Annotated in this window: 28 protein-coding genes; 6 read left to right on the forward strand and 22 right to left on the reverse strand. The window is 55.2% G+C overall.

The genetic code is table 11. The features are described 5' to 3' along the window. Positions 1-2: 2 nt before the first annotated feature. From ACH518_RS20400 to ACH518_RS20455, 12 genes are all read right to left on the reverse strand, one after another. Entirely contained in the window at positions 3-380 is a 378-nt protein-coding gene (locus ACH518_RS20400) for a hypothetical protein (protein WP_140911756.1), read from the reverse strand. Next, entirely contained in the window at positions 377-883 is a 507-nt protein-coding gene (locus tag ACH518_RS20405; protein ID WP_140911755.1) for a hypothetical protein, read from the reverse strand. Before ACH518_RS20405 ends, ACH518_RS20400 begins: the two co-directional genes overlap by 4 nt. A 3-nt stretch (positions 884-886) precedes the next feature. Beyond that, positions 887-1,210 carry a (2Fe-2S) ferredoxin domain-containing protein gene (locus ACH518_RS20410; protein ID WP_140911754.1) on the reverse strand — a complete coding sequence of 108 codons (324 nt, stop codon included), beginning with the start codon at positions 1,208-1,210 and terminating at the stop codon, positions 887-889. A gap of 445 nt (positions 1,211-1,655) precedes the next feature. After that, positions 1,656-1,967 carry a ferredoxin III, nif-specific gene (gene fdxB / locus ACH518_RS20415; RefSeq protein ID WP_445371431.1) on the reverse strand — a complete coding sequence of 104 codons (312 nt, stop codon included), beginning with the start codon at positions 1,965-1,967 and terminating at the stop codon, positions 1,656-1,658. 8 nt (positions 1,968-1,975) lie between these two features. Continuing rightward, positions 1,976-2,191 (reverse strand): CCE_0567 family metalloprotein, encoded by a 216-nt coding sequence (locus ACH518_RS20420; RefSeq protein WP_278210863.1) that lies wholly within the window; start codon positions 2,189-2,191, stop codon positions 1,976-1,978. Positions 2,192-2,199: 8 nt separating this feature from the next. Further along, entirely contained in the window at positions 2,200-2,673 is a 474-nt protein-coding gene (locus ACH518_RS20425) for a NifX-associated nitrogen fixation protein (RefSeq protein WP_140911751.1), read from the reverse strand. A 367-nt stretch (positions 2,674-3,040) separates the two neighbouring features. Beyond that, the gene (nifX, locus tag ACH518_RS20430) at positions 3,041-3,472 is read right to left on the reverse strand and encodes a nitrogen fixation protein NifX (protein WP_445371432.1); all 432 of its coding nucleotides are present in this window, start codon (positions 3,470-3,472) and stop codon (positions 3,041-3,043) included. A gap of 44 nt (positions 3,473-3,516) precedes the next feature. Further along, positions 3,517-4,914: a nitrogenase iron-molybdenum cofactor biosynthesis protein NifN gene (gene nifN, locus ACH518_RS20435; RefSeq protein ID WP_445371433.1), complete on the reverse strand. Its 1,398-nt coding sequence runs from the start codon at positions 4,912-4,914 to the stop codon at positions 3,517-3,519. A gap of 15 nt (positions 4,915-4,929) precedes the next feature. Then, positions 4,930-6,378 (reverse strand): nitrogenase iron-molybdenum cofactor biosynthesis protein NifE, encoded by a 1,449-nt coding sequence (gene nifE, locus ACH518_RS20440; RefSeq protein ID WP_140911747.1) that lies wholly within the window; start codon positions 6,376-6,378, stop codon positions 4,930-4,932. Positions 6,379-6,759: 381 nt separating this feature from the next. Then, positions 6,760-7,224: an Hsp20 family protein gene (locus ACH518_RS20445; protein WP_445371434.1), complete on the reverse strand. Its 465-nt coding sequence runs from the start codon at positions 7,222-7,224 to the stop codon at positions 6,760-6,762. Between the two features lie 190 nt (positions 7,225-7,414). Continuing rightward, positions 7,415-7,615 carry a YgaP family membrane protein gene (locus tag ACH518_RS20450; RefSeq protein ID WP_278210860.1) on the reverse strand — a complete coding sequence of 67 codons (201 nt, stop codon included), beginning with the start codon at positions 7,613-7,615 and terminating at the stop codon, positions 7,415-7,417. Between the two features lie 9 nt (positions 7,616-7,624). After that, positions 7,625-8,902, reverse strand: a complete 1,278-nt coding sequence (locus ACH518_RS20455) for an NAD(P)/FAD-dependent oxidoreductase (protein WP_445371435.1) — start codon at positions 8,900-8,902, stop codon at positions 7,625-7,627. A gap of 199 nt (positions 8,903-9,101) precedes the next feature. On the opposite strand from ACH518_RS20455, the gene msrB reads away from it, so the two are divergent. From msrB to ACH518_RS20480, 5 genes are read left to right on the forward strand one after another with little or no spacing between them, the layout of a single operon-like run. Then, on the forward strand, positions 9,102-9,497 hold the full coding sequence (gene msrB / locus ACH518_RS20460) for a peptide-methionine (R)-S-oxide reductase MsrB (RefSeq protein ID WP_140911744.1): 396 nt from the start codon (positions 9,102-9,104) through the stop codon (positions 9,495-9,497). Next, the gene (locus ACH518_RS20465; RefSeq protein WP_445371436.1) at positions 9,494-10,795 is read left to right on the forward strand and encodes a M18 family aminopeptidase; all 1,302 of its coding nucleotides are present in this window, start codon (positions 9,494-9,496) and stop codon (positions 10,793-10,795) included. The genes msrB and ACH518_RS20465 overlap by 4 nt, the downstream gene beginning before the upstream one ends. 46 nt (positions 10,796-10,841) lie before the next feature. Next, the gene (locus ACH518_RS20470; protein WP_278210856.1) at positions 10,842-11,423 is read left to right on the forward strand and encodes a YfiR family protein; all 582 of its coding nucleotides are present in this window, start codon (positions 10,842-10,844) and stop codon (positions 11,421-11,423) included. Further along, positions 11,416-13,776, forward strand: coding sequence for an EAL domain-containing protein (locus tag ACH518_RS20475; protein WP_445371437.1), 2,361 nt, complete (start codon positions 11,416-11,418; stop codon positions 13,774-13,776). Before ACH518_RS20470 ends, ACH518_RS20475 begins: the two co-directional genes overlap by 8 nt. 8 nt (positions 13,777-13,784) lie before the next feature. Then, the gene (locus ACH518_RS20480; RefSeq protein ID WP_445371438.1) at positions 13,785-15,911 is read left to right on the forward strand and encodes a TonB-dependent receptor plug domain-containing protein; all 2,127 of its coding nucleotides are present in this window, start codon (positions 13,785-13,787) and stop codon (positions 15,909-15,911) included. Position 15,912: 1 nt separating this feature from the next. Here the strand turns inward: ACH518_RS20480 and ACH518_RS20485 are convergent, their stop codons facing one another. From ACH518_RS20485 to ffh, 9 genes are all read right to left on the reverse strand, one after another. Then, positions 15,913-16,335: a response regulator transcription factor gene (locus tag ACH518_RS20485; protein ID WP_140911739.1), complete on the reverse strand. Its 423-nt coding sequence runs from the start codon at positions 16,333-16,335 to the stop codon at positions 15,913-15,915. An 86-nt stretch (positions 16,336-16,421) separates the two neighbouring features. Continuing rightward, positions 16,422-17,207: an acyl-ACP--UDP-N-acetylglucosamine O-acyltransferase gene (lpxA, locus tag ACH518_RS20490; RefSeq protein WP_445371439.1), complete on the reverse strand. Its 786-nt coding sequence runs from the start codon at positions 17,205-17,207 to the stop codon at positions 16,422-16,424. Between the two features lie 2 nt (positions 17,208-17,209). Next, complete coding sequence (gene xerD, locus ACH518_RS20495; RefSeq protein ID WP_278210852.1) at positions 17,210-18,094, reverse strand: site-specific tyrosine recombinase XerD; 885 nt, start codon at positions 18,092-18,094, stop codon at positions 17,210-17,212. Beyond that, entirely contained in the window at positions 18,091-18,600 is a 510-nt protein-coding gene (locus ACH518_RS20500) for a methylated-DNA--[protein]-cysteine S-methyltransferase (RefSeq protein ID WP_278210851.1), read from the reverse strand. The genes xerD and ACH518_RS20500 overlap by 4 nt, the downstream gene beginning before the upstream one ends. A gap of 91 nt (positions 18,601-18,691) precedes the next feature. After that, positions 18,692-19,039 carry a 50S ribosomal protein L19 gene (gene rplS / locus ACH518_RS20505; RefSeq protein ID WP_054759399.1) on the reverse strand — a complete coding sequence of 116 codons (348 nt, stop codon included), beginning with the start codon at positions 19,037-19,039 and terminating at the stop codon, positions 18,692-18,694. A 9-nt stretch (positions 19,040-19,048) separates the two neighbouring features. Next, entirely contained in the window at positions 19,049-19,792 is a 744-nt protein-coding gene (gene trmD, locus ACH518_RS20510) for a tRNA (guanosine(37)-N1)-methyltransferase TrmD (RefSeq protein ID WP_445371440.1), read from the reverse strand. 6 nt (positions 19,793-19,798) lie between these two features. Continuing rightward, positions 19,799-20,308 (reverse strand): ribosome maturation factor RimM, encoded by a 510-nt coding sequence (gene rimM / locus ACH518_RS20515; RefSeq protein WP_445371441.1) that lies wholly within the window; start codon positions 20,306-20,308, stop codon positions 19,799-19,801. Between the two features lie 9 nt (positions 20,309-20,317). After that, the gene (gene rpsP / locus ACH518_RS20520; protein ID WP_140911734.1) at positions 20,318-20,569 is read right to left on the reverse strand and encodes a 30S ribosomal protein S16; all 252 of its coding nucleotides are present in this window, start codon (positions 20,567-20,569) and stop codon (positions 20,318-20,320) included. A gap of 88 nt (positions 20,570-20,657) precedes the next feature. Then, positions 20,658-22,013 (reverse strand): signal recognition particle protein, encoded by a 1,356-nt coding sequence (gene ffh / locus ACH518_RS20525; protein ID WP_140911733.1) that lies wholly within the window; start codon positions 22,011-22,013, stop codon positions 20,658-20,660. Positions 22,014-22,139: 126 nt separating this feature from the next. On the opposite strand from ffh, the gene ACH518_RS20530 reads away from it, so the two are divergent. Further along, positions 22,140-22,940, forward strand: a complete 801-nt coding sequence (locus ACH518_RS20530) for a cytochrome C assembly family protein (protein WP_445371442.1) — start codon at positions 22,140-22,142, stop codon at positions 22,938-22,940. Positions 22,941-22,956: 16 nt separating this feature from the next. Here ACH518_RS20530 and ACH518_RS20535 read toward each other — a convergent pair whose 3' ends face one another. Continuing rightward, positions 22,957-23,154, reverse strand: coding sequence for a hypothetical protein (locus ACH518_RS20535; protein ID WP_278210846.1), 198 nt, complete (start codon positions 23,152-23,154; stop codon positions 22,957-22,959). Between the last annotated feature and the right edge of the window lie 60 nt (positions 23,155-23,214).

A 23,214-nucleotide genomic window follows, 5' to 3' on the forward strand; every position in this document is an offset into this window, starting at 1 on the left:
CCTTATTGCGGAGTTTCCAACAATTTTGCTTCGGTTTTGATGTTGTCCTGCCGACCCCAGGCGTTGATGGCCTCGACGAACCAGAGCTTCTTGGTCGGGTGCGGCTTTACCACGTCGTATTCGGCGTAAAAACTGCCGTCGCCGTGGAATTTGATCTGGCCGATGCGCTGTTTGCCGGCGTTATACCAATAACCCACCAAATCCCGGCTTTGGGTGAACGGATCGGTGACCAGACTGAACACCGCGGCGTCGAAATCCGGCAAACTCAGATCGGTCTGCAGCGGAAAACCCAGTTTGACGATGTTCTCGGTCATGCGCTGGCATACCGCCTTACCGAAGCTGCGTTTGGCTTCGACTTGTTGCTGCAATTCTTCGCTCATGCCGCATCCTCCGCCAAGGCCTCAGCCAAATGCATGATCACCGAGCCGCCGGAACGGTCCAGCGGGTCCAGTTGCCGCAGCACCGCCAGCACCAGCCGCGCCTCCTCCTCCAATTGCCGGCGCAGGCGGATGAAGCCCAGCGCTTTCAAACTGTACAGGTAAAACAGGCAGACGTCGCTGGCATACATATCCCACTGCCCGGCTTCGGCCGCCAATTGCCGGTAATCGGCCGGAAACCCGCCTTGGCGCGCCGATTCCGCCAGCGCCGCCAAAGCTTCGCGCTCGGCCTCGGCCAGCCGGCCCTGGTAGAAATAAAATTTGTACAGCGCGAAATAGGTCTGCAGACAGGCCGGATCGAGCTGTTGCGCCTGCTGGAAGTACTTTTCCGCCAGCGGTTTATCGGCATGGCTGGCCGCCACGGCCATTTGCAGCAGCTTGTTCACCGCCTCGGGCACATCCGGGCTAAATAGCACCCGCTCTTCCAGAAACGCCACTCCGGTCATGGCTTACCAGACCTCGGCCGGCACTTGCAGCGCCTCGACCGGTGCACCGCCCAACAAATGCTGGTCGATGATGGTCTTGACGTCGTCTTTGGTGACTTTGCCGTACATGACGCCTTCCGGATAGACCAGCACGCTCGGGCCGAGCATGCACGGCCCCATGCAACCGGTGTTGGTCAGACCGATTTTCTCGAACAGATTCCGGGCCTGGATCTGGTTCATGAATTCGTTCATCACCTCGGCGCAACCGCTGGCCGAGCAGGACCCGCGCGGATGGCCTTGCGGACGGGCTTGAGTACAGACGAATACGTGTTTTTCGGGGCGTGGCATGATAGCTTTCCTTTTTTAAGATAAAAAAATTGGTGTCGCTATCGCGACGTGGATTTGAGTGTCGGTTCTCGGACCGACAACCGAGATACTTTTCTTTGCTTGTCCAAAGAAAAGTATCCAAAAGAAACGACACCCGGATTTCGCCCTTATCCTGCGCTTCTCATTTTTTGCAGGGGTTGGCGAAAGGGGCTTCCTGCCCCTTCGCCAACGAGCGGCATCCCTGCCGCTCCCCTTCGGGCGAATCCAGCAAAAAACTGCGATGCTCGGGGTCGAAATACGGGAGTAAAACCATCCCCAATATGAGCGGTTTTCAAAAATATCTACTGGCACTCCGACCAACTACACTGGGACGGAATTTCCCGTATGCCGCGCCGAACGACGAGTCACCGCGTGGGCACAAAAACCGTGCCCACCCTACTCATCCGACGGAGCTACGAAATAAAAATCAAGCCGCAACCTTATGCTCGTGCGTAAAACAATCCTTAGGACAAACCTTGGAGCAGGCCTCGCAACCGATACAGTCGGCGGCGTTTTTCAGGCTCATCACCATACTGTTGTCGTCGTCCTCGAAATCTTCGTAGTCGTCGTCAGCCGCATCGGCCAACACCTCGTCTTTCTCGACCAGATCGAACACGTCGCGCGGGCAGACTTTGAAACAACGGCCGCAGCCGATGCAGGCACGCTGATTGATATCGGTGACGTAGGACGGCGTCCAAACCGTACCGCCGAAGGTCACGCCGGTTACAAATTCGCTCATCGTTCCTCCTAGGCTGAAGTGGCGCTGGCCGCCAAGAATTTCTTGTTGGCGTCGTCCCAGGCCTTGCAGGCATCGTAGGTGGCTTGCGCCACGCCCATCAGTTCGCCGTAGGCATCGGGCAACCGGTCTTCGATCAAGTCGTGCAGTACCGACGCCGCCTCGTTGGCCAGGCGTTTGTTTTTCTTCACTTCTTTTTCCAAGGCTTTAATATCTTCGTCACTCATAATTCACCTCAAGCTTCGGCCACTTCTTTGTATTGCTCGATCAAGCTGACGGCCTTTTCCAGAATCTTCTCGGTCTTCTCGTTCAATTCTTCCAAACTGCCGAAACCGAAACGGTGCACGTCGCGCAAGACTTTATCGACCGCGATCAATTTGCCGACCAGCACCAGCGCCCGGCCGAAACCTTCGTGGGTGATGTTGATCACCGGCACCGCCATCAAGCCGGTGCGTTTTTCCGCCAGCGAGGCAATCGCGTTGTAGTAGGCCTTGACCCGGGCCAACGTGATTTCGTCCGGATCGCCGACGATCGGAATCTCACGTTTACGTTCCTTGGTCATGATCAACGGATCGATGATTTTCTCTTCCGACCAGCCTTCGTAGGTATCGTAGGTATCCATCGCCCGAAGCTGCTTCAGCATTTCGACGACGATGTCGGAAGTCATCAAGGGATCGCCGGCTTCGACGACAAGTGCGGGTTGGGACATGATGGTTCTCCTATATTTAAGTATCAAATCTTTCAACGGCTTCTACTATCGCCAAGCCGTTCCCCGTATGCCGCGCCGAGCATCCGTGGCGTTTATCGAGATCAGCCCGAAGGGGCGCCGCAAGGATGCGGCGCGGCGGCGGAGGGGCTGGGAAGCCCCTTCTGCCGACCCTCGATAAACGTCGCGGAGCGCAGGAAAAAAGCGGCGTCCGGGTGTCTTTTCTTTTGGATACTTTTCTTTGGACAAGCAAAGAAAAGTATCTCGGCTGTCGGGCCGAGACCCGACTTCTAACTCATCCGTCGCGATAGCGACACAAAACCTGTTTTCGGGGAGGGCACAAAACCCGTGCCCACGCTAAACATCAGCACTATTCATCCCACCCCTCATCCTCCATCGCATTAAACCGGTCGGGATTCGGCCCTTTATGCTGGTTGATGGCCTTGGCTAGCCAAGTCGACGGGCCGGCTTTTATTTCGTGTTGCAAGTCGCCGATCAAATCCTTGATGGTGGCGCCTTCCTGAACCTTGATCGGCTGGATGCCTTGGGCCACGATCTGCTTGATCGCCGAGGCGCCGATGGCCTGGCAGTAAACCGCCGCGCAACCCTCCAGCAATTGAATCTTCACCGACAATTTGTCTTCGTTACCATCCTGCGCCAGTTCGCCGAACTGGGCCGCTTCCAGCATTTCCGACTGCTCCGGGTCCACGGCATAGACCGCAAACGATCTGGCGGAACCGAAATGCTGGTTGACGTGAACCATGTCGGTGGTGGCGAAAGCGACTTTAATGGCGGTTTCCATAGGCATCCTCTGGTCTGGGGCATGCAATACCTGCATGCGGCGTGCTAATGACATGACGGCGAGCAGGCTTGGCGTTCGTTTTCCGGCTTCTGCGCGTACGGCGAGTAGTACGGTTCGATGTCCTCGTGGGCGAAATTGATCACCAGATTGGCCAGATCGAACAGGGTTTGGCGAGAGCCGCGGTAGCCGATCCAGGTTTTCTGGTAGCCGCCGATGATGTCGTACAACGGAAAGCCGACCCGCAGAATCGGAATGCCCAAGCGCTCGGCACTGGCGACGGCATGCGAGTTACCGATCAACAATTGCGCCTTGCCGGCGCGGGCCAGGTTTTCCAAATCTTCGAGGTCGCCGATCTTGACGCTGGCAACCGGCGTGGTCGCCAGCACCGGCGCGTTGCCGGCCGCGACCGCCGCAACCACTTCGGCGCCCATGCCGGTGACCAGATGCGCCAACGCGTTCAGTTGATCCGGATCGCCGGCAATCGCCACCCGCAATTGGCCGAGCATGAAATGGGTATCCAGCATTGCATCCTGCAACTGCGCCCGCTGCCGTTCGACCTTGCCCGGTACCGGCATTTCGCTGATGTCGGCCAACGCGCAAATCAAGGCATCGTTGGCTTGCAGCCCGTAGAGATGGTCGAAGAAATGGCTGGGAACGCCGGTTTTTTCCTGCAACAGTTCGCCGGCTTTGCGCAGCGACGCGCCGATCACCAGCGTGGCGCGGGCTTCGCCCAGCGTTTTCAGTTCCGACACCGGGGTACCGCCTATCGTCACCGGCGAAAAATCGTCGTCGGTCAAACTGCCGTCCAGCGAATCGGAAATGTCCGGCACCAAAACCGGCCGTAAATTGAATTGCTCGATCAAGTCGCGCAAGGCTTCCAAATCGCCCGGCGTCAGCATCGGGCTAGCCAGGACGTTGACCTGGCGCTGGCGGGTTCCGGGCTTGGTGCCGGCCTGCTCGGCATCCGGCACCAAGCTGCGTACGATTTCGGTCAGCGTCGCGGCATAGCCGGTCTCGACGCAACCGGTAAAATCGGGCGTGTTGACCACCACGACCGCGACATGGTCGTATTCGGGATATTTGGCGCGAAATTCGCGCAGGTTACGCTGTACATCGCAACCCTGGGTTTCGGCCAAACCGGTGGTCAATACCGCGATCAAGGCCGGGTTGGATTTTTCGGCGATGACCCGGATGCCTTCGATCACGTTCTCATCGGCGCCCAGCACCGAACTGGCCTGGTCCATCGCTGTGGTTTGCAACGGAATCGGTTCGCGGAAATGGCGCACGAAAAACACCTTGGCAAACGCGGTGCAGCCTTGCGAGCCGTGCAGCATCGGGATGGCCCGGTCGAAACCCAGGCAAGCCAACGAGCCGCCGGTGGGTTGGCTGGCTTTCAGCGGACTGACCGACAGGGCTTTGTTGCGTTTTAAAATTTCGGCCATGGCGAAATACCCCGGTTAAGCGGCGACGGGCTCAGCGAACAACACCGCCTGTTCGGCGGCTTTGGCAACCTTGGCCGCTGCTTTCCATGGCACCGGCGCCCTGACCGCTTCCCAGACCGGGCTTTCCAGCGTCAGCGCCAATTGCCGGACCAGTTCCAGCATGCCTTGGTAACCTTCGTAACCGAATTCGCGCTCCTGGTTAATGTCCAGGAACGGAATCCGCGCTTTCAAGGCGGTGTACATATTGCGGCCGCCGGCGATCAGAATGTCGGCCTTGTAGTCGTGCACGACTTTCAGCAAGGCTTTCGGGCTACCGTCTTCGATCATCAAGGTGTCTTCGCCCATCAATTCGCGAATCCGGGCTTTGTCTTCTTCGGTGGATTTCTTGGTGCCGGTGGCGACCACGACCATACCCAAATCCTGCAGCGCCGAAATCACCGACCAGCTCTTGACGCCGCCGGTAAACAGCAGCACCCGTTTGCCTTTCAGGCGTTCGCGCCACGGTGCCAACGCTTCGCGGATCCGATTTTCCTCGCGGGCGATGATGGCTTCGGTACGGGCGGTCAAATCCGGATCGTTAATGACACGGGCGAAATCGCGCAGGGCCTGACTGGTATCGGTAATGCCGTAGAAACTGCCTTCGAACCAGGGTATCCGGTATTGCTGCTCCAGTTTGCGCGCCACGTTGATCATGGCTTTGGAGCAAACCATCATATTGACTTCGGCCTTGTGCATGGTTTGCACTTCGCGGAAGCGGGCGTCGCCGGACAAGGTGCACAACACGCGCAAGCCCATTTCGTCCAGCAGCGGCAATACGTGCCAGAATTCGCCGGCGATGTTGTATTCGCCGACCAAATTCACGTCGTGGATTTTGATGCCGGCTTTCTCCGCTTCGATTGCGGCCGGCGGCAACGGATCGGGGTCGCGGGTGCCGACCACGTATTTGATCATCGCATCGGCGGCGATGCGGTTGCCCAGGTTTTTGGTACCGTAAAAGCCGGCCGCGTCGATCGGCACGACCGGCACACCCCAGCGCTCGGTGGCTTCTTTGCAGGTGGCATTGATGTCGTCGCCGACCAGGGCCGGCACGCAGGTGTTGTAGATGAATACCGCCGGCGGGTTAAAGGTTTCCACCGCTTGCTTGATGGCGTGGAACAGGCGCTTTTCCGAGCGGCCCATGACGATGTCCTGCTCGGTCAAGTCGGTAGTCATGCCGATCCGGTACAGGTCCGGGCCGGACGAACGGGTGCCGCGGTTGTCCCAGGAACTGCCGGCACAGGCGATCGGGCCGTGCACGATATGGGCGACGTCGGCAATCGGTAACAAGGCGATTTGGGCGCCGTCGAAGGCGCAGCCGCCGGCGGCGGAGCCGGGTTTGGGTTTGGCGCAGCCGGATTTTTCCTTCTTGTTATGCTCGCATGCCGGTTCGTCCAGCATTTCGGCAATGTCTTTGGTCGATTTCATGGCACAACCCCAAGTTTTTTGTACTATCTACTGCAACCGTTGTGCCAAGTGCTAAGACAATGATTTTCAAGGTCTTGGCCCGATTTTTTTTGTAGCAAACCCGACAATCGACGATTGCGACCAAACAAAGCCCGGCGCAACCGACGCCAGACCGGCCGGCAGGGGAAAGGAATAACCCGGACGTGGCGAGCAACCTAGGGGGCTATCAATCAGACTTGACGATGCCGGAGCATCGACTGAGATCCGGGCAAGCAGTCAGGGTTTTCCGGCTGATCGCCCGAATGCTGAAGGGAAAGGTTGTAAAGAGGGAAATTGGCGAGAGCCCCGCCACCGGCGTTGGCTGACAGCGGGGCTCAAACCGTCATCGACTGGCGATCAGTTTCATGCGATGGGCAATGTCGCTTGCGCCGGACTCAACACTTGGCCGACGTTATCGATCTCGATGCGCCTCGGTTTCATTGCCTCCGGAATCCGTTTCACCAGCCTGACGGTCAGCAACCCGTCGCGGTAATGGGCACCGTTGACTTCGGTGTGTTCGGCCAGGTTGAAGCGGCGTTCGAAATTGCGACTAAAAATGCCTTGGTGCAGGAAGCGCCGTTTTTCGGCGTCTTGCGGTTTCTCGCCTTTGACGGTCAACACCTTGTTTTCGGTTTCGATCGATAACTGGTCCGGACTGAAACCCGGTACCGCCAAACTGATCGCAAACTGGTTGTCGCCGACCACTTCGATATCGAAGGCCGGATATTCGTGATTCGGCCGGTCGCTTTGTAAAATCCCGTCCAGCATTGCGGCCCATTGGCCCAAACCCAGGTTGGGACGGTAAATCGGCGTATATTCGACTCTCATGATTCTTTCTCCCCAATTCAAATAAGCTTTGAAAACATTGGTTGTAACCGAGCCGTCCGGCCCGGACACCGACAAATTAGGGGCGATGAAGAAAACTTCAAGAGTGCGGCCACCGGATTTTTTCCGGTCGGATCTGAGGCGAAAAAGACCTAACCGCCAATCCAGCGGCGGTTAGGCTAGAGGGAACAAACTAAAATGCGCAGCCGGATTTGACGCCGAGCTTTTTCAGGATAATCGCCAACGGGCAAAATCCGGTAAATGACGCCTGCACCAAATTGGCGCCAACGAAGGCGGTAAACCACAACCAATTCGGCGAATGCCAATGCGCCAAAGCCAGACTGGCCAGAATAAACGAGCCGGCAAACGCCATCACCATCCGATCGATAGACATAAGCACCGCCTATTTCAGGCGGACGACGCCCATGAATTTCAGCATCATCCGCTCGTAGAACGGCTCGCTGATGCCTTTTCTAATCTTGCGCATGAAGTATTTTTCGAAGGCAATTTTGGCTAGATGCACCCATTTGCCGTGATTCGACCAAGTCGTGTTGCGGGGCGGAATTTGCGGTACGGCCAAAAACGCCACGCCGGTATCGCCGAGATCGGCCAGACATAGCGCGCTCAAACTGGGCTTGTCGGTCGGTTGTTTGCCGTCCAGTTCGTCGCGGATGTTATGGGCCGTTGCCGTCACCATCGATTCGATCATATAACCGGTTTTCGGGGTACCGGTCGGCACCGGGGTTTTTTCCACCGGCGGCAAGGCTACGCAGACGCCGACCGAATAAATGTTTTTATAGGTCGGGTTACGCTGGTGTTCGTCGACGATGACGAAACCGCGCGGATTGGTCAGACCTTCCGCGCCGCAATGCCGCACCGCATCGACGCCGGTGAACGCCGGCAGCATCATCGAATGCTTGAACGGCAGTTCGTGCTTCTTCTTTTCGTTGCCATCTTCGTCGACTTCGGTGACATACATCATGCCGGCTTCGATCTTGTCCACCTTGGCGTTGGTGATCCATTTGATGGTCTTGTCGCGTAACGCGCTTTCCAACAAGCCTTTGGTGTCGCCAACGCCGCCCAGGCCCAAGTGACCGATGTAAGGTTCCGAAGTGACGAAGGTCATCGGCACCTTGTCGCGGATCTTGCGTTTGCGTAACTCGGTTTCGATGATCATCATGTATTCGTAGGCGGGACCGAAGCAGGAAGCACCTTGCACCGCCCCGATCACGATGGGGCCGGGATCGGCCATGAAGCGGTCCCAGTCTTCGGCGGCCAACGCCGCGTGGTCGACATGGCACACCGATGAAGTATGTCCGCCATGCGGCCCCAAACCGGGCACTTCATCGAAGGCCAGACGCGGACCGGTAGCGATGACCAGATAGTCGTATTCGACCGCACTGCCGTCGGCCAGCTCGACTTTGTTGTTTAGCGGATCGACTTTGGTAGCGGCCTTTTGGATGAAGGTGATGCCTTTTTTTGCCATCACCGGCGCCAATTCGATTTTCAAATCTTCCGGTTTGCGCCATTTCGGCGGCACCCAGGGATTGGAGGGTACGAAGTGGAAGGTCGGCGAATCGGATATCACCACCACTTCATGTTGCTTGCCCACCGTTTCCTTCATTTCGTAAGCCATCGGCACGCCGCCGATGCCTGCACCTAACACTACGATTCTTGCCATGACATTCTCCTCGCTGAAATTCAGACACGCACGATTTTGAAGTTTCTTTTTCGGATTATGGTAATAATGCGCCGCAAAATCATGTGACCACAGAATATTAGGGTTCTCTAACATAGTCAACCGATATCTCGCTTTCCTTCAGCAAGCGTATAACTCTGGGTACAATGACCAGTACCACCCGTTGATATGGACTGCCACCATGACCGACTCTAATGATGCTGACAAATTTTGGCGCGAGAAGCTGACGCCGGAGCAATACCGCGTCTGCCGCGAAAAAGGTACCGAGCCGCCGTTCACCGGCAAATACACCGATTGCGAAGACGACGGTATCTACCGTTGCGTCTGTTGCGGCGCGGCCTTGTTCGACTCGGAACATAAATTCCACTCCGGCTGCGGCTGGCCCAGTTTTTGGAATCCGCTGCATGCCGAGAGCTTGGACGAGCACCTCGATACCAGCCACGGCATGCGCCGTACCGAAGTGACCTGCCATTCCTGCGGCGCCCATCTTGGCCACGTATTCGAAGACGGCCCGTTACCGACCGGATTGCGCTATTGCATCAATTCGGTGGCGCTAACCCTGGACAAGAAAACATGAGCGCACACCGACAAGTACAGGATTTATTGGACTTTATCGACGCCAGCCCCAGCCCCTGGCATGCGGCAGCCTGCATCGAACAACGCCTGCAGGCGTTTCAGTTTCAGCGTCTGTACGAGGGCGACGCCTGGAGTTTGAGTGCCGGAGGCCGTTATTACGTGATTCGAGACGACTCTTCAGTGGTCGCCTTCGTTTTGGGTCGGGAAGACTTGGCGAGCAAAGGCTTTAAGCTGCTCGGCGCCCACACCGACTCGCCCGGATTGCGGGTCAAACCGCAGCCGGTATTGGAATCCGACAAAATTCAGCGTCTGGCCGTCGAAATTTACGGCGGGCCGATTCTGGCAACTTTTACCGACCGCGATCTCAGTCTGGCCGGCCGTATCGCATTCAGTCAGGCGGACGGCAGCATCGGCAGCCGTTTGCTGCGCTTCGACCAACCGCTGTTGCGCTTGCCGAATCTGGCGATTCATATGAACCGCGGCGTTAACGAAGACGGCCTGAAACTGCAAAAGCAAAACGAGTTGGCCTTGATATTGGCCAGCGCTGCCGAACAATTGCCTGCTAATTATTTTCGCCAGCTGTTGGCCGACTCTGCCGGCATCGACGGCGACAGTCTGTTGAGCTGGGAATTGAACGTCTACGACACCCAAAAAGGCGTATTCTGGGGCACCGATCGCTTGTTCTACGCCGACAGCCAGCTGGATAATCTGGCGTCTTGCCACGCAGGTTTGACGGCGATGTTGGACGCTTCGGTACTGAATAGCGGGAATACGCTGGTCTGCGCCTTTTTCGACCACGAAGAGATCGGTAGCGAGAGCTGCAAAGGCGCGGCAGGCAGTTTTTTGCCGGACGTGCTGGAACGTATCGCCACCGACTACTGCGACCGCGCCGACGGCTACCGCCGGGCCCTGGCCAACAGCTTTATGGTCAGCGCCGATATGGCTCACGCTTACCAGCCCGGCTTTCCCGGCGCCTACGAACCCGGCCATAAAGTCATCGTCAATCACGGCCCGGCCATCAAGATTAACGTTAACCACCGCTATGCCTCGGAATGCGTGTCGGAAGCCGAATTCATCCGGTTTTGCCGCGACGCGGACGTTCCCTACCAGAAATACGCGCACCGCGGCGACCTCCCCTGCGGCAGTACGATCGGCCCGATTGCCTCGGCGAAACTGGGCGTGCGCAGCGTGGACGTCGGCTCGCCCATGTGGGCCATGCACAGTATCCGCGAAAGTGCCGGGGTTTTGGACCACGGCTATATGATCCGTGCGCTACGGGCTTTTTTCTGCAGCCAGTGATTTTTCAACTATCCTTGCCCAATGATTTTTTTCGGCAGGCAATAACTTGGTTTCCGTTTTTTCTCTCGCTGAGGCGCGGACACTGCGGCGCATTTGCGTCGCATTCGGCTGGAGCTTCCTGTGCTGCGTTATCGCTCAGGAAGCACACGCCGACGACAACGAATTGGAATACAAGGTTAAAGCGGCATATCTCTATAATTTCACCAAGTTCATTACCTGGCCGGCCAAAGCCAGCCCCACGTTCAACATTTGCATTATCGGCAACGATCCGTTCGGCCACTTGCTTGATCCGCTGGAAAGCAAAACCGCTCAGGATAAGCCGATCAAGCTGATCCATTTCGACTCTGCCAAACAGGCGCGCGATTGCGACATCGCCTATTTCGATAATCCGGACCTGCGCCCCGAACAGCCCGTGGCAGGGGTGTTGACGGTCGGTTCGTTTAAAACGGCGCTGACGGTCAGCAGTCAGCCGTTTTTTGCCGAATCCGGCGGCATGATCGGCTTTGTGTTGGACGACACCAAAGTCAAATTGCATATCAACCTGAAAGCGTTGAAAAAAAACGGCCTGAACGTCAGCGCCAAGCTGATCGAAGTCGCCACATTGGTCGAAGGAGGAGAGCTTGAGTAAGTTTTTCGCTCGACTGTCGATCAAATCCAAGCTGTTTACGATCGCGATCACATCCAGTTTGTTCTCGATGCTGCTGGCGCTGGTGATTCTGGTGACGATCAATATCAGCGACGTCAAACGCAAGGCCCAAGACGACCTGCTGGCCGTCGCCGGGCTGATCGCCAACCGCAGTATCGCGGCGGTGATGTTCGACGACGCCAATCTGGCCAAGGAAAACCTGGCTTCTTTAGCCAATCTGCCCGATGTGCGTAGCGCCTGCTTATACGACAAGGCGGGCGGACTGTTTACCGCACTGGACAATCCGGCGAACCAGTGTCCGGCCAGCCAACAAGGTTTATACACCCACTTCGACCAATTGTCCTTGTACGTTTACCAACCGATGTTGCTCGACGGCGAGATCATCGGTGCGGTGTATTTGTCGTCCGACCTCAGCACCGCCTTCTGGCGGGAGTTGAAATTCGTCGGCGTGGTGCTGTTGGTCCTGTTCGTCGCATTGTTCATCACCTTTTTGCTGACGGCGCCGTTGCTGAACCGGGTCGCCAAGCCCATTTCCCAGTTGGCGCGTACTGCGCAGAAAGTCAGCCGCGACCACGATTATTCGTTACGCGCCGAAAAACACAGCAGCGACGAAATGGGCATCCTGGTGGACGCTTTCAACGACATGCTGGATACCGTCGAAACTCAGAACAAGGCGCTGGTCAGCGTCAAAAACAACTATCAGGCGCTCTACGACAATAACCCGACGATGGTATTCAACCTGGACTTGGACGGCCAAATTATCTCGGTCAACCGCTTCGGCGCCCGACAGTTGGGTTTGGGGGTCGAAGAATTGCAGGGTTGTTCGTTATTCGCTTTCTCTCACCCGGAGGATATCGGCAACTGCAACCAGTTCCTGCAAATTTGCCGCGACCACCCGGAGCAGGTACACAAACTGGAAAGCCGTATCGTTTGCCGCAACGGCAATACGATTTGGGTCAGGGAAACGGCGCGTCTGGTCAAGGACGAAAACAATCTGCCGCATATGTTGCTGGTGTGCGAAGACATTACCGAAACCCGCCGACTGTCGGAAAAAATCGCTTACCAGGCCAGCCACGACGAACTGACCGGCCTGGTCAACCGCCGCCAATTCGACATCCATATCCAGAATCTGGTGTTGCAAGCCCAAAACGACAACAGCGCCCACGTGTTGTGTTACCTTGATTTGGACCAATTCAAGATCGTCAACGATACCTGCGGCCATCTGGCCGGCGACGAATTGTTACGGCAGCTTGGCGAGTTATTACGACAACAAGTGCGTAAGATGGATATCCTGGCCCGCTTGGGCGGCGACGAATTCGGTATTTTGATGTCGTACTGCTCTCTGGATCAGGCCGTCATTACCGGCGAAAAATTGCGAAATGCGATTTGCGACTTTCAGTTCGCCTGGGAAAACCGCAGCTTCAGCATCGGCGTCAGCATCGGCGTAGCCCCCATCAACCGTTCCAGCGGCAATGCGGTCGACGTGTTGAAGGAAGCCGACGCCGCCTGTTATGCGGCGAAAGAGAAAGGCCGGAACCGGGTGCATGTGTTCAGCCCGGACGACGAGGAATTAACCTTGCGCCAGGGCGAAATGCAATGGGTCGAGAAGATTCGATTGGGTATCGAACAAAATCGCTTCCAATTGTTCGGCCAGTTGATCGTGCCGGTGAATCACAACCACGAGGCCTTACACTTCGAAACCCTGATCCGCTACCGCGACGACCAGGGCAAAATCATCCCGCCCGGCGCATTTCTGCCGGCGGCGGAACGCTACAACATGGCTCCGCCGCTGGACCGCTGGGTCATTTCCTCGCTGTTCGAGTATTTGGCAACGACACCGGATTTGTTGCAGCGCCTGGAAATGTGCTCGGTCAACCTGTCCGGTCTGTCACTGTCGGACCAAACCATGCTGGGTTTCATCGGCGAACAATTCCAGAAATGGCAAATTCCGACCGAGAAAATCTGTTTCGAGATCACCGAGACCGCGGCGATCAGCAACCTGTCTTACGCCCGCCAATTCATGGAATCGCTGCGCGGCAAAGGTTGCTCGTTTTCTTTAGACGATTTCGGCAGCGGCTTGTCTTCATTTGCTTATTTGAAAAACCTGCCGGTCGACTATCTGAAAATTGACGGTTTGTTCGTCAAGGACATTGTGGAAGATCGAGTGGATCTGACGATGGTCAAGTCGATCAACGAAGTGGCGCACGTGATGGGTAAGAAAACAATTGCCGAATTTGTCGAAAACGAGTCTATCTTTGATTTACTGCAAACCCTGGGCGTCAATTACGCGCAAGGTTACGGCATCGCCAAGCCGGTGCCCCTACGGGACTTATGAGATTTGTTATGTCTGGTGCTTTGAAAAAACGGCTGTTCAAACCTGGTTTATGGCTTACCTTGATTAGCCAAGCGGCACACGCCGACAAAAGCATGAACGATTTACTGGATATGTCGCCGGCGGAGTTGGCCAATATATCGGTAACAATCGCGTCGGGCACATCCAAACCGATCGCCCAATCCGCAGCGGTCACCAGCGTTATTACCGCCGAACAAATCGCGGCGATGGGCGCCACCGATTTGCATGAAGTTCTGGAAACCGTGCCCGGCATGCATGTCACGATCCAACCTGTGACCAACGATTACAGCTACACCATGCGCGGCATCCGCAACGAGACCAATTCCGAAGTATTGCTGATGATCAACGGTACCCGCTTTTCGTTACCTTACCAAGGCACCCACATGGCCGGCATGATCATGCCGGTGGAGAACATTCAACGCGTCGAGGTGATTCGCGGGCCGGGTTCCGCGCTTTACGGTGCCGACGCCTTCGCCGGCGTCATCAATATCGTCACCAAAAAAGCGGCCGACATCGACGGATTTAACGTGGGCGCCCGCGGCGGCAACGCCGACACCAAGAGCGCCTGGGGCCAATACGGCGGTAAATGGCAGGGCTGGGACGTGGCCGGTAGCCTGCAATACAGCCACAATGGGGTAGACCCGGACCGAATCATCAAAGCCGATGCGCAAAGCCAGATCGACCAGTTGCTGTCGACCCGCGCTTCCCTGGCGCCGGGGCCAATGCAAACTCAAAACGAACGCTGGAACGGCCATCTGAATCTGCAACGCAAACATTGGGATTTGGGTTTCTGGGCCTTCAACGAATCGGATTACGGTTTTAGATCCGGGGCTTTCGGCGCTTTGGATAACCGCGGCAAAGGCAACGGCAGCAACTATCTCGCCGACATTCGTTATTCGACCGAAGACGATTTTCAGGATTGGGAGTTGCAGGCCCACGCCAGTTTCTTGCATACGGACGTTTCAGCAGATATTTACGGCTTTCCTCCCGGATCGATACTACCATTGGATGCCAGCGGCAACGTCACCGGACAACCGGCATTGATCAATGCCTTGGTGCCGTTTCCTAATGGCCTGCGCTTCGTCGCCGGTTTTAAAAATACGGTACCCAGTTTCGAACTGACCAGTATTTACAAGGGCTTTTCCAACCATATCATCAGGATGATCGCCGGCTTCCGCTACGAGGAGCTAAACACCGAGGAGGCCCGCAATTACGGCGCCGGCATCACCAGCCTGGGTGGTCCGCTGCAAAATCTGACCGGGACGCCTTTCACGTTTCTGGACGACCAACACCGCGATATCTGGTCCACAGCGTTTCAAGACGAATGGCAGTTTGCCCCGGATTGGCATTTGACCACGGGTCTGCGCTTCGACCACTATTCCGACTTCGGCAGCACGCTTAACCCAAGGGCGGCGCTGGTTTGGGATGTCAACGAACAGTTCACCAGCAAATTGCTTTACGGCCAAGCTTACCGGGCGCCGAGCTTTTTGGAGCAATACCAACAAAACAGCACGCTATTTCTAGGCAATCCGAGTTTGAGTCCGGAAACCATCGCCACCACGGAATTGGCGTTCGATTATCATCCGAGCAAAACGCTCAGAACGGCGCTGAATTTGTACCATTACGAAATCCACGACCTGATCAGCGGCCCTATCGCCAGTTCGACCACGTTGACCGAGCAAAACACATCCGGACAGGACGGCTATGGCAGCGAGTTCGAGTGGGACTGGAAGTTTCTGCCGGATTGGAATTTGCGCGGTAACTATGCCTGGCAATTCGCCCGCAACGAAGCGACGCACACTCGCGTCAGCAACGTACCGGAACACCACGTATATTCGGCACTGGCCTGGAACTTTCTGCCGAAATGGCAAATTCAAACCCAGATCAACTGGATCGGCCACAGACTAAGCAGCCCGGGAGATACCCGCCTGTTAAAAGATTATGAGACGGTGGACTTGACGCTGAATGCGAAAAAACTGATGGGATATTTGGATTTGACAGCCTCGGCCCGGAATTTGTTGGACTCTGACGGTACGGAGCCGGCAACCGCCAGTTATCCTTATAACCTGCCGATCAGCGGTCAAATGTTTTACTTCGAAGTAGGATTACACTACTAACTTACAATGCGTCTTGGCCGACACAAGCTTTATGCACCGCATCCAATAAACTGGCGACGAGCTTACGCCCTAACCACGCTTCGCCGGCAGCTACCGCCCGAATCATGCGATTGATATAAAGCGCCAGCGAATCGCTGTTTTGGTAGCCCTTGGCCCCAGCCAACACGCAACTGACCACTTGCTCCGTAGCCAGATCGTTGCCAATGATCACAATATTGCTGGCCGGAGCGGCATTCAACAACAAACCGGTATATTCGGCGGTATCAGCTTCGCGTAGCGCATAATTCAACAAAATCAGCCCAGGCTTATCCTGTTCCGCGGCATTTAGCGCCTGTATCTCGTCGGTATAGAACGCCACTTCGGCCTCAGCCATCAGCAACAATGGCTCTATTTGCCCGGCATTATCGATTACGTGTATTTTCATGGCGGTTATTTCTGGCTGTGTGCCGAATCGCTGCCCGAAGGGTGCGGAACCGAATAAATCGCGGTTCTCAACGGGCCTAGCTCCCTTTAGTCGTGATCGGTCGGCGCTATCGACATGAAACCGTGCAATCCACGCTTCGAATCGGCGGCCAACCAATTTTTTAAGTATTGCAGTTCTTCGGTAGATTGCAATTCATCGAGGCTTTTTTTATTTCTTAGCAATCTGAATGCGGCGGAAAGCGCTTTGAGCCTATCGCCAGCAATCCCAGCCCGCCGCAGGCCGACGATATTCAGTCGGTAATGCTTTGCCGGACGGCCGCCGATCAACGTAAACGGTATCACGTCCATGTTGATACCGGTTGTACCTTGGATAATGGCGTAAGACCCGACCCGGCAAAATTGGTGAACCACTACCGCACCGCCCATGAACACATTATTTCCGACCTCGACGTGACCGCCAATCGCCACGTTATTGGCAAAAATGGTGTTATCGCCAACCCGGCAATCATGCGCGACGTGACTGTTATTCATGAAATAACAACCTGACCCGATCATAGTCCCCGCACCGGCCTTGGTGGCTCGATGGGCGGTAAAACCTTCCCGGAACACGTTGCCATCGCCGATTTCCAACCATGACTCGGTTTCCGGCTGAAAACCGGTGTCCTGCGGGAGCCCTCCCAATACGGCATGCGGGTGCAGAATATTATTCTCCCCCATTTTTACTCGGCCGTGGACGACGGCATGAGCACCGATTTGGCTACCGGAACCGACGCTGGCTCCGGCTTCGACCACCGCAAACGGCCCGACGCGTACGTTCTCCGCCAAAATCGCACCGCTTTCGATGTAAGCCGTTGGATGGATCAAATTGCTCATGTTTAACCTCTGGGGTGATGTTGGCGATGGAGTTCTTTCAAGCGCTGTTGAGCGATATGGGTATAAATTTGGGTTGTAGACAGATCGGAATGCCCCAACAACAACTGCACCACGCGCAGATCGGCACCATGGTTCAGCAAATGAGTCGCAAACGCGTGGCGTAAGGTATGCGGCGACAAGTGTTTGTCAATTCCGGCCAGCTTGGCGTAACGCTTGATGATATGCCAAAAAGCCTGCCGTGTCATAGCATCGCCGCGCGCGGTAACAAACAAATAGTCGCTTTGGCGGCCGCCCAGTAACGCTTGTCTGGCTCCCTTGATGTAACGTTCGGCCCAATCCAGGGCTTCCTCGCCGATTGGGACTAGGCGCTCTTTATCGCCCTTGCCGACCACTCGCAAACACCCTTGGCGAAAATTGATCTGTGAAAAACTCAGTCCAACCAATTCCGATACCCGCAACCCGGTTGCGTACAGCACTTCCAGCATGGTTCTGTCTCTAAAACCCAAATTGCTGCTGATTTCCGGAGCCTCCAGCAATGTTTCGACATCGCTCTCGGACAGCGAACCCGGCAAATATCGGCCTAATTGCGGCGCATCTACCAGTTGGGTAGGGTCGACGACGATTTTTGCCTCTCGTAGCAAATAACCGTAAAACCGTTTCAAACAGGATAACTTGCGCGCCGAGGAGCGGCTGGAAGTACCAAGTTGCCGCAGGTGGGCCAAAAACCCTTTGATATCCGATTCGTCTGCGGCCGGCAACTCTTTATGCTTCAGCCACGCAGAAAATTGCTTCAAATCGCTGCCGTAGGCGGCGAGCGTGTTATCGCTTAACCCGAATTCCAGCCAAAGCGCATTTAAGAAAACTTCTATGGACTGACTCGAATTCATGCTTCCGAATCGCGCAAACGGCGCTCGTAGTCGAGCAACTGCCTTTTCAACTGAACGAACTCGCCTTCGATCTGGCCCATAAAGCCGCCAATACCTTGGCTTGCGACAACACGATGGCAAGGAATGATTCCGGCGTAAGGGTTACGTTTGCAACCAGCAGCAACAGCGCGCGGAGCCGAATCCAAGCATTTCGCCAATTCAGCATAAGTCAACGTCCGCCCGACCGGTATTGCCAACAACGCGTTCCAGACCTTTTTGCTGAATTCGCTCCCCTGAGTTAGCAGCTTAAGTTGCAAATCAGTATTATCCGGATCCAGTAGATATTGCCGAACATGTAGCGCCAGATCAGGCAGATCCCCCTCCGCCGGAAGTGCCTGCATCCGCCAGGAGGCGTCGACGATGACCGACCCGCGCAAGGTCAATAACAATTCAACACCAAATACCGGCACCCCAATTGTGTGCGGTTCCGCATCCGCTGTTGGCTGCCAAACAATATGCAAGGTCATGGATTATTCAAAATGAGCGGCAAAAAAAAGGCGGCCTGATAGCCGCCTTTTTCGGAGCCGATCCGATTGCTGCCAATCGGATAGCAACGGCTTAAGAAAGTCTTTCTTTAATCCGGGCGGCTTTACCGGCCAGATCGCGCAGATAATACAACTTGGCACGGCGCACATCACCACGGCGCTTGACTTCGATGCTGCCAACCGCAGGGCTGTGGGTCTGAAACACACGCTCAACACCAACGCCGTGGGAAATTTTTCTGACGGTAAATGCGGAATTCAAACCGCGATTACGCTTGGCGATAACGATGCCTTCGAAAGCCTGCAGCCGCTCGCGGCTACCTTCGGTCACTCTGACTTGAACAACCACAGTATCGCCCGGACCGAATTCAGGGACGTCTTTTTTCAGCTGTTCCGCTTCCAATTCTTCGATAATTTTACTCATAACCACACCCTATTTAACAACTTCGTTTCTAAATTCTTTCAGCAAGGCGTCCTGCTCTGCACTTAATTCGCGTTTTTCCAGTAAATCCGGCCGTCGCACCCAGGTTCTACCCAAGGCTTGCTTCATTCGCCAGCGGCGGATCGCCGCATGATTACCGCCCAACAAGACCTCGGGAACATTGCCGAGTTCACTACGCTCAGGCCGCGTGTAATGCGGGCAATCCAATAAGCCGTCGGCATGGGAATCCTGTTTAGCCGACTCCTCGTCGCCCAGCACCCCCGGTATCAAGCGGCTGATCGCGTCTATTACAATTAAAGCTGCAAGCTCGCCGCCGCTGATCACATAGTCGCCCAACGACCACTCGTCATCGCAAGCATGTTCGATAAATCGTTCGTCGATACCTTCATATCGTCCGGCAATCAGAATCAAACGCGGGCTGGTACTGGCATCCTGCAACAGGGCCTGTGTGATCAATCGCCCTTGCGGGCTCAAATACACAACTTTGGCTCCATCCGGCTGCTGACTCCGTTTTGCGTCGTTTACAGCATCCAATAAAGGCTGGTACTTCATTACCATGCCGGGCCCGCCGCCGTATGGCCTGTCATCTACCGTTTTGTGCCGGTCGTGCGCGTAATCGCGCGGATTCCAGACCGATAAACCGACCAAACCTTTTTCTATCGCTTTCCCGGTTACGCCATAACCTGCGGCTCCGGAGACCATTTCCGGAAAAAGGCTGACCACATCGAAATGCATATCCGCCTAAAAATCCGGATCCCAATCGGCGACTATCAACCCGCCAACCAAGTCGACTTTCAAAATCGTGCTGGGCTGCAAAAACGGTATCAAACGTTCAGTCTCGCCGTCGACAACGACCAAGACATCGTTGGCTCCGGTCTCCAGCAAATGATCGACGGTACCTAGCCTGAAACCAGCTTGGTTCTCTACTAACAGGCCTATCAAATCGGCCCAGTAGAATTCACCCACTTCAGGCTTGGGCAATTGCTGCTTGCGAATCAGAATTTCCGCACCCATCCACTCGGCGGCAGCATCTCTGTCGCCAATATTTTCAAGCTGGGCAACAATCAAATTGCCTTGTCGGCGACCACCAACAACTTTCAATTCATGGCGCTGGCCGTGTTTTTGTAACAGCCATGGCGAATATTTCAGGATATTTTCGCGGGGATCGGTAAAAGAAAACACTTTTACCCAGCCCTTTACACCAAAAACGCCGGATACTTGTCCGACGTTCAGATACTCCCCTGCCTGCAAAACTAAGCGTTACGCGGCAGCTTTAGCAGCGTCTTTGATCAGTCTGGCAACACGGTCGGTCGGCTGAGCACCGTTGGCTTTCCAATATTGAACGCGTTCAGCATCCAACACCAGACGCTGCTCCGCACCACGTGCCAGCGGGTTAAAAAAACCGACCCGCTCAATGTAGCGACCGTCGCGGCTGCTTCTGCTGTCGGTTACGACAACATGATAAAAAGGACGATTCTTTGCGCCGCCTCTGGACAAACGAATGCTTACCATTTGAATACCTTAAAAAACATTGAATCAAAAAATTTAATCAACCTATTCTACGCGATTTTGCGAATAAGTGAAGGACAAATTGCGCCGATCACATTCTCAGGCCGCGCATATTACTCTTCAAGCCGCGCATCATGTTGGCGATATTGCCTTTGCTGAACTTCTTCATCATCTTTTCCATCATCTGATGTTGTTTCAACACCCGATTTACCGCTTGTAAATCAAGGCCGCAACCGTCGGCAATACGTTGCTTGCGACTACCCTTGATCAAATCGGGAAACCGCCGCTCCTGCTTGGTCATCGAATTGATCACGGCAATCTGATGTGCCAAATCCTTGTCGTTGACCTTTTCCCTAATATCTTTCGGCACATTGTTCATACCAGGCAACTTATCCATCATCGCCCCCAGACCACCCATGTTTTGCATCTGCAACAACTGTTCCTTCAAATCATCCAAATCGAAGCTTTTACCTTTTTGCAGCTTCTTGGCCAATTGCTCGGCTTTTTTCTTGTCGACTTTTTGTTCAATATCTTCGATCAGCGACAACACGTCGCCCATGCCCAAGATACGGGACGCCAGCCGGTCCGGATAAAACGGCTCCAACGCATCGGTTTTTTCGCCGACACCGATGAATTTGATCGGCTTACCGGTGATTTGACGAATGGACAATGCCGCACCGCCGCGGGCGTCGCCATCGGCTTTGGTCAGGATCACACCGGTCAACGGCAGCGCGTCGTGGAAGGCTTTGGCGGTATTGGCGGCATCCTGGCCGGTCATACTGTCGACGACAAACAAGGTTTCGATCGGCTTGATCGCGGCATGCAAGGCCTTGATCTCGGCCATCATCTCGTCGTCGACATGCAGCCGGCCGGCGGTGTCGACGATTAGTACGTCGACGAATTGGCGTCTGGCCGCATCAAGCGCCCGATTGACGATATCGACCGGATTCTCGCTGGCATCGCTCTCGAAAAACTTCAGACCGATGTCGTCAGCCAGGGTTTGTAATTGTTTGATCGCTGCGGGCCGATAGACGTCGACACTGACCACGCCGACTTTTTTCTTTTTCTTCTCTTTCAGATGCCGGCCCAGCTTGGCGACCGTCGTGGTTTTACCGGCACCCTGCAAGCCCGCCATCAACACGATGGCCGGCGGATTGGTACGCAGATTCAACTCTTCGTTGGCCGCACCCATCACATTTATCAGCTCCGATTGCACCACCTTGATCAGAGCCTGACCTGGCGTCAAACTGGTTTGCACTTCCTGGCCGAGCGCGCGCTGAGTAACTTGCTCGATAAAGTCGGTCACCACCGGCAGCGCGACATCCGCCTCCAGCAAAGCCATCCGCACCTCGCGCATGGTCTCCTGAATATTGCTCTCGGTCAGACGGCCTTGGCCTTTTATTTTTTTAAGTGTGCCACTCAGGCGATCGGATAAATTATCGAACATAGATACGTCTTGTTTAGCTGGTTAATTACGACTCGTTCCGGCTCAAGCGGAGTTAGAACAATACTCGGGCTTAGTTTAACATAAGGCCTACGCAACGCCTTTTGATAATTCTGCCCCGCCACTCCAATGAATATCGCAATTGTCGGCATCCTATCGGTTTTATGCTATTTGGCCGCGGCCACTTTCATCGCGAAGGACCTTTTCGCCGGACAGGAGCGCCGCCCGGTACCTATCCGCCTGGCCTGGATCGGCGCCGCATTGCATGCCGCTTACGCCGGGACCATCTTCCTTGGCGAACAACCTTTCAACTTCAGTTTCTTTAACGCAGCGACCCTGGTAGCGCTAGTCATCTCGTGGTTTCTACTGTGCGCCGCACTGGACAAGCCGGTCGAAAAACTCGGCGTCGCGGTATTCCCTCTGGCGGCGGCATTAATCGGCCTGGATATGATTTTTCCGGAAACCAACCATCCGCTGGTTACGCATAGTTGGCAGATGAGCGTCCACATTCTGACTTCCATCGTCGCGTTCAGTTTGTTGAATATCGCGGCGATTCAGGCCATCTTGCTGGCGATTCAAGACCAACAACTGCGCAGCCACCAGCCGAAAAGACTAATGCTGGTGCTGCCACCGCTACAAGCGATGGAAACCTTGTTATTTCAAATGATCGGCACAGGATTGGTGTTTTTAACCGCGGCGCTGATTAGCGGTTTCATTTTTATCGAAGACATCTTCGCGCAGCATCTGGCTCACAAGACAGTCCTGTCGATTTGCGCTTGGTTGATTTTTTCCGGGTTGTTGGTCGGGCGACTGCGGTACGGCTGGCGTGGCAGTACCGCAATCCAATGGACGCTGATTGGCTTTGTGCTGCTGCTCTTGGCTTATTTCGGCAGCAAACTGGTATTGGAATTGATCTTGAAAAGAACCTGAGCGCCGCGAACACGCATCAAGCGTAAGTATCGATTTTGCCCGCAGCAGTTGTAGCGGCCGAATCAATCAGCTTCAGCGCGGCCTCTCCCTGGGCGGCTTCGACTTCCTGGCCTTTTTTGACGACAGCCACCGCCAACTCTTGCTTATTCGATGCCTGCTGCAACACCGCTGCCAACAGACTGGATGAATTAATACCGGATATCGAATCAGCCATCGCACACCTCCAGAACAAAAGATAGCACTGCCAAGCTTATCGCCCGACAACGCGAAATCT

The organism is Methylomonas sp. HW2-6 (assembly GCF_052474525.1).

Bases quoted from the DNA above. Each gene is read 5' to 3' on its own strand.
- ACH518_RS20400 (WP_140911756.1), bottom strand. From the start codon at position 380: ATGAGCGAAGAATTGCAGCAACAAGTCGAAGCCAAACGCAGCTTCGGT.
- ACH518_RS20405 (WP_140911755.1), bottom strand. From the start codon at position 883: ATGACCGGAGTGGCGTTTCTGGAAGAGCGGGTGCTATTTAGCCCGGAT.
- ACH518_RS20410 (WP_140911754.1), bottom strand. From the start codon at position 1,210: ATGCCACGCCCCGAAAAACACGTATTCGTCTGTACTCAAGCCCGTCCG.
- fdxB (WP_445371431.1), bottom strand. From the start codon at position 1,967: ATGAGCGAATTTGTAACCGGCGTGACCTTCGGCGGTACGGTTTGGACG.
- ACH518_RS20420 (WP_278210863.1), bottom strand. From the start codon at position 2,191: ATGAGTGACGAAGATATTAAAGCCTTGGAAAAAGAAGTGAAGAAAAAC.
- ACH518_RS20425 (WP_140911751.1), bottom strand. From the start codon at position 2,673: ATGTCCCAACCCGCACTTGTCGTCGAAGCCGGCGATCCCTTGATGACT.
- nifX (WP_445371432.1), bottom strand. From the start codon at position 3,472: ATGGAAACCGCCATTAAAGTCGCTTTCGCCACCACCGACATGGTTCAC.
- nifN (WP_445371433.1), bottom strand. From the start codon at position 4,914: ATGGCCGAAATTTTAAAACGCAACAAAGCCCTGTCGGTCAGTCCGCTG.
- nifE (WP_140911747.1), bottom strand. From the start codon at position 6,378: ATGAAATCGACCAAAGACATTGCCGAAATGCTGGACGAACCGGCATGC.
- ACH518_RS20445 (WP_445371434.1), bottom strand. From the start codon at position 7,224: ATGAGAGTCGAATATACGCCGATTTACCGTCCCAACCTGGGTTTGGGC.
- ACH518_RS20450 (WP_278210860.1), bottom strand. From the start codon at position 7,615: ATGTCTATCGATCGGATGGTGATGGCGTTTGCCGGCTCGTTTATTCTG.
- ACH518_RS20455 (WP_445371435.1), bottom strand. From the start codon at position 8,902: ATGGCAAGAATCGTAGTGTTAGGTGCAGGCATCGGCGGCGTGCCGATG.
- msrB (WP_140911744.1), top strand. From the start codon at position 9,102: ATGACCGACTCTAATGATGCTGACAAATTTTGGCGCGAGAAGCTGACG.
- ACH518_RS20465 (WP_445371436.1), top strand. From the start codon at position 9,494: ATGAGCGCACACCGACAAGTACAGGATTTATTGGACTTTATCGACGCC.
- ACH518_RS20480 (WP_445371438.1), top strand. From the start codon at position 13,785: ATGTCTGGTGCTTTGAAAAAACGGCTGTTCAAACCTGGTTTATGGCTT.
- ACH518_RS20485 (WP_140911739.1), bottom strand. From the start codon at position 16,335: ATGAAAATACACGTAATCGATAATGCCGGGCAAATAGAGCCATTGTTG.
- lpxA (WP_445371439.1), bottom strand. From the start codon at position 17,207: ATGAGCAATTTGATCCATCCAACGGCTTACATCGAAAGCGGTGCGATT.
- xerD (WP_278210852.1), bottom strand. From the start codon at position 18,094: ATGAATTCGAGTCAGTCCATAGAAGTTTTCTTAAATGCGCTTTGGCTG.
- ACH518_RS20500 (WP_278210851.1), bottom strand. From the start codon at position 18,600: ATGACCTTGCATATTGTTTGGCAGCCAACAGCGGATGCGGAACCGCAC.
- rplS (WP_054759399.1), bottom strand. From the start codon at position 19,039: ATGAGTAAAATTATCGAAGAATTGGAAGCGGAACAGCTGAAAAAAGAC.
- trmD (WP_445371440.1), bottom strand. From the start codon at position 19,792: ATGCATTTCGATGTGGTCAGCCTTTTTCCGGAAATGGTCTCCGGAGCC.
- rpsP (WP_140911734.1), bottom strand. From the start codon at position 20,569: ATGGTAAGCATTCGTTTGTCCAGAGGCGGCGCAAAGAATCGTCCTTTT.
- ffh (WP_140911733.1), bottom strand. From the start codon at position 22,013: ATGTTCGATAATTTATCCGATCGCCTGAGTGGCACACTTAAAAAAATA.
- ACH518_RS20530 (WP_445371442.1), top strand. From the start codon at position 22,140: ATGAATATCGCAATTGTCGGCATCCTATCGGTTTTATGCTATTTGGCC.
- ACH518_RS20535 (WP_278210846.1), bottom strand. From the start codon at position 23,154: ATGGCTGATTCGATATCCGGTATTAATTCATCCAGTCTGTTGGCAGCG.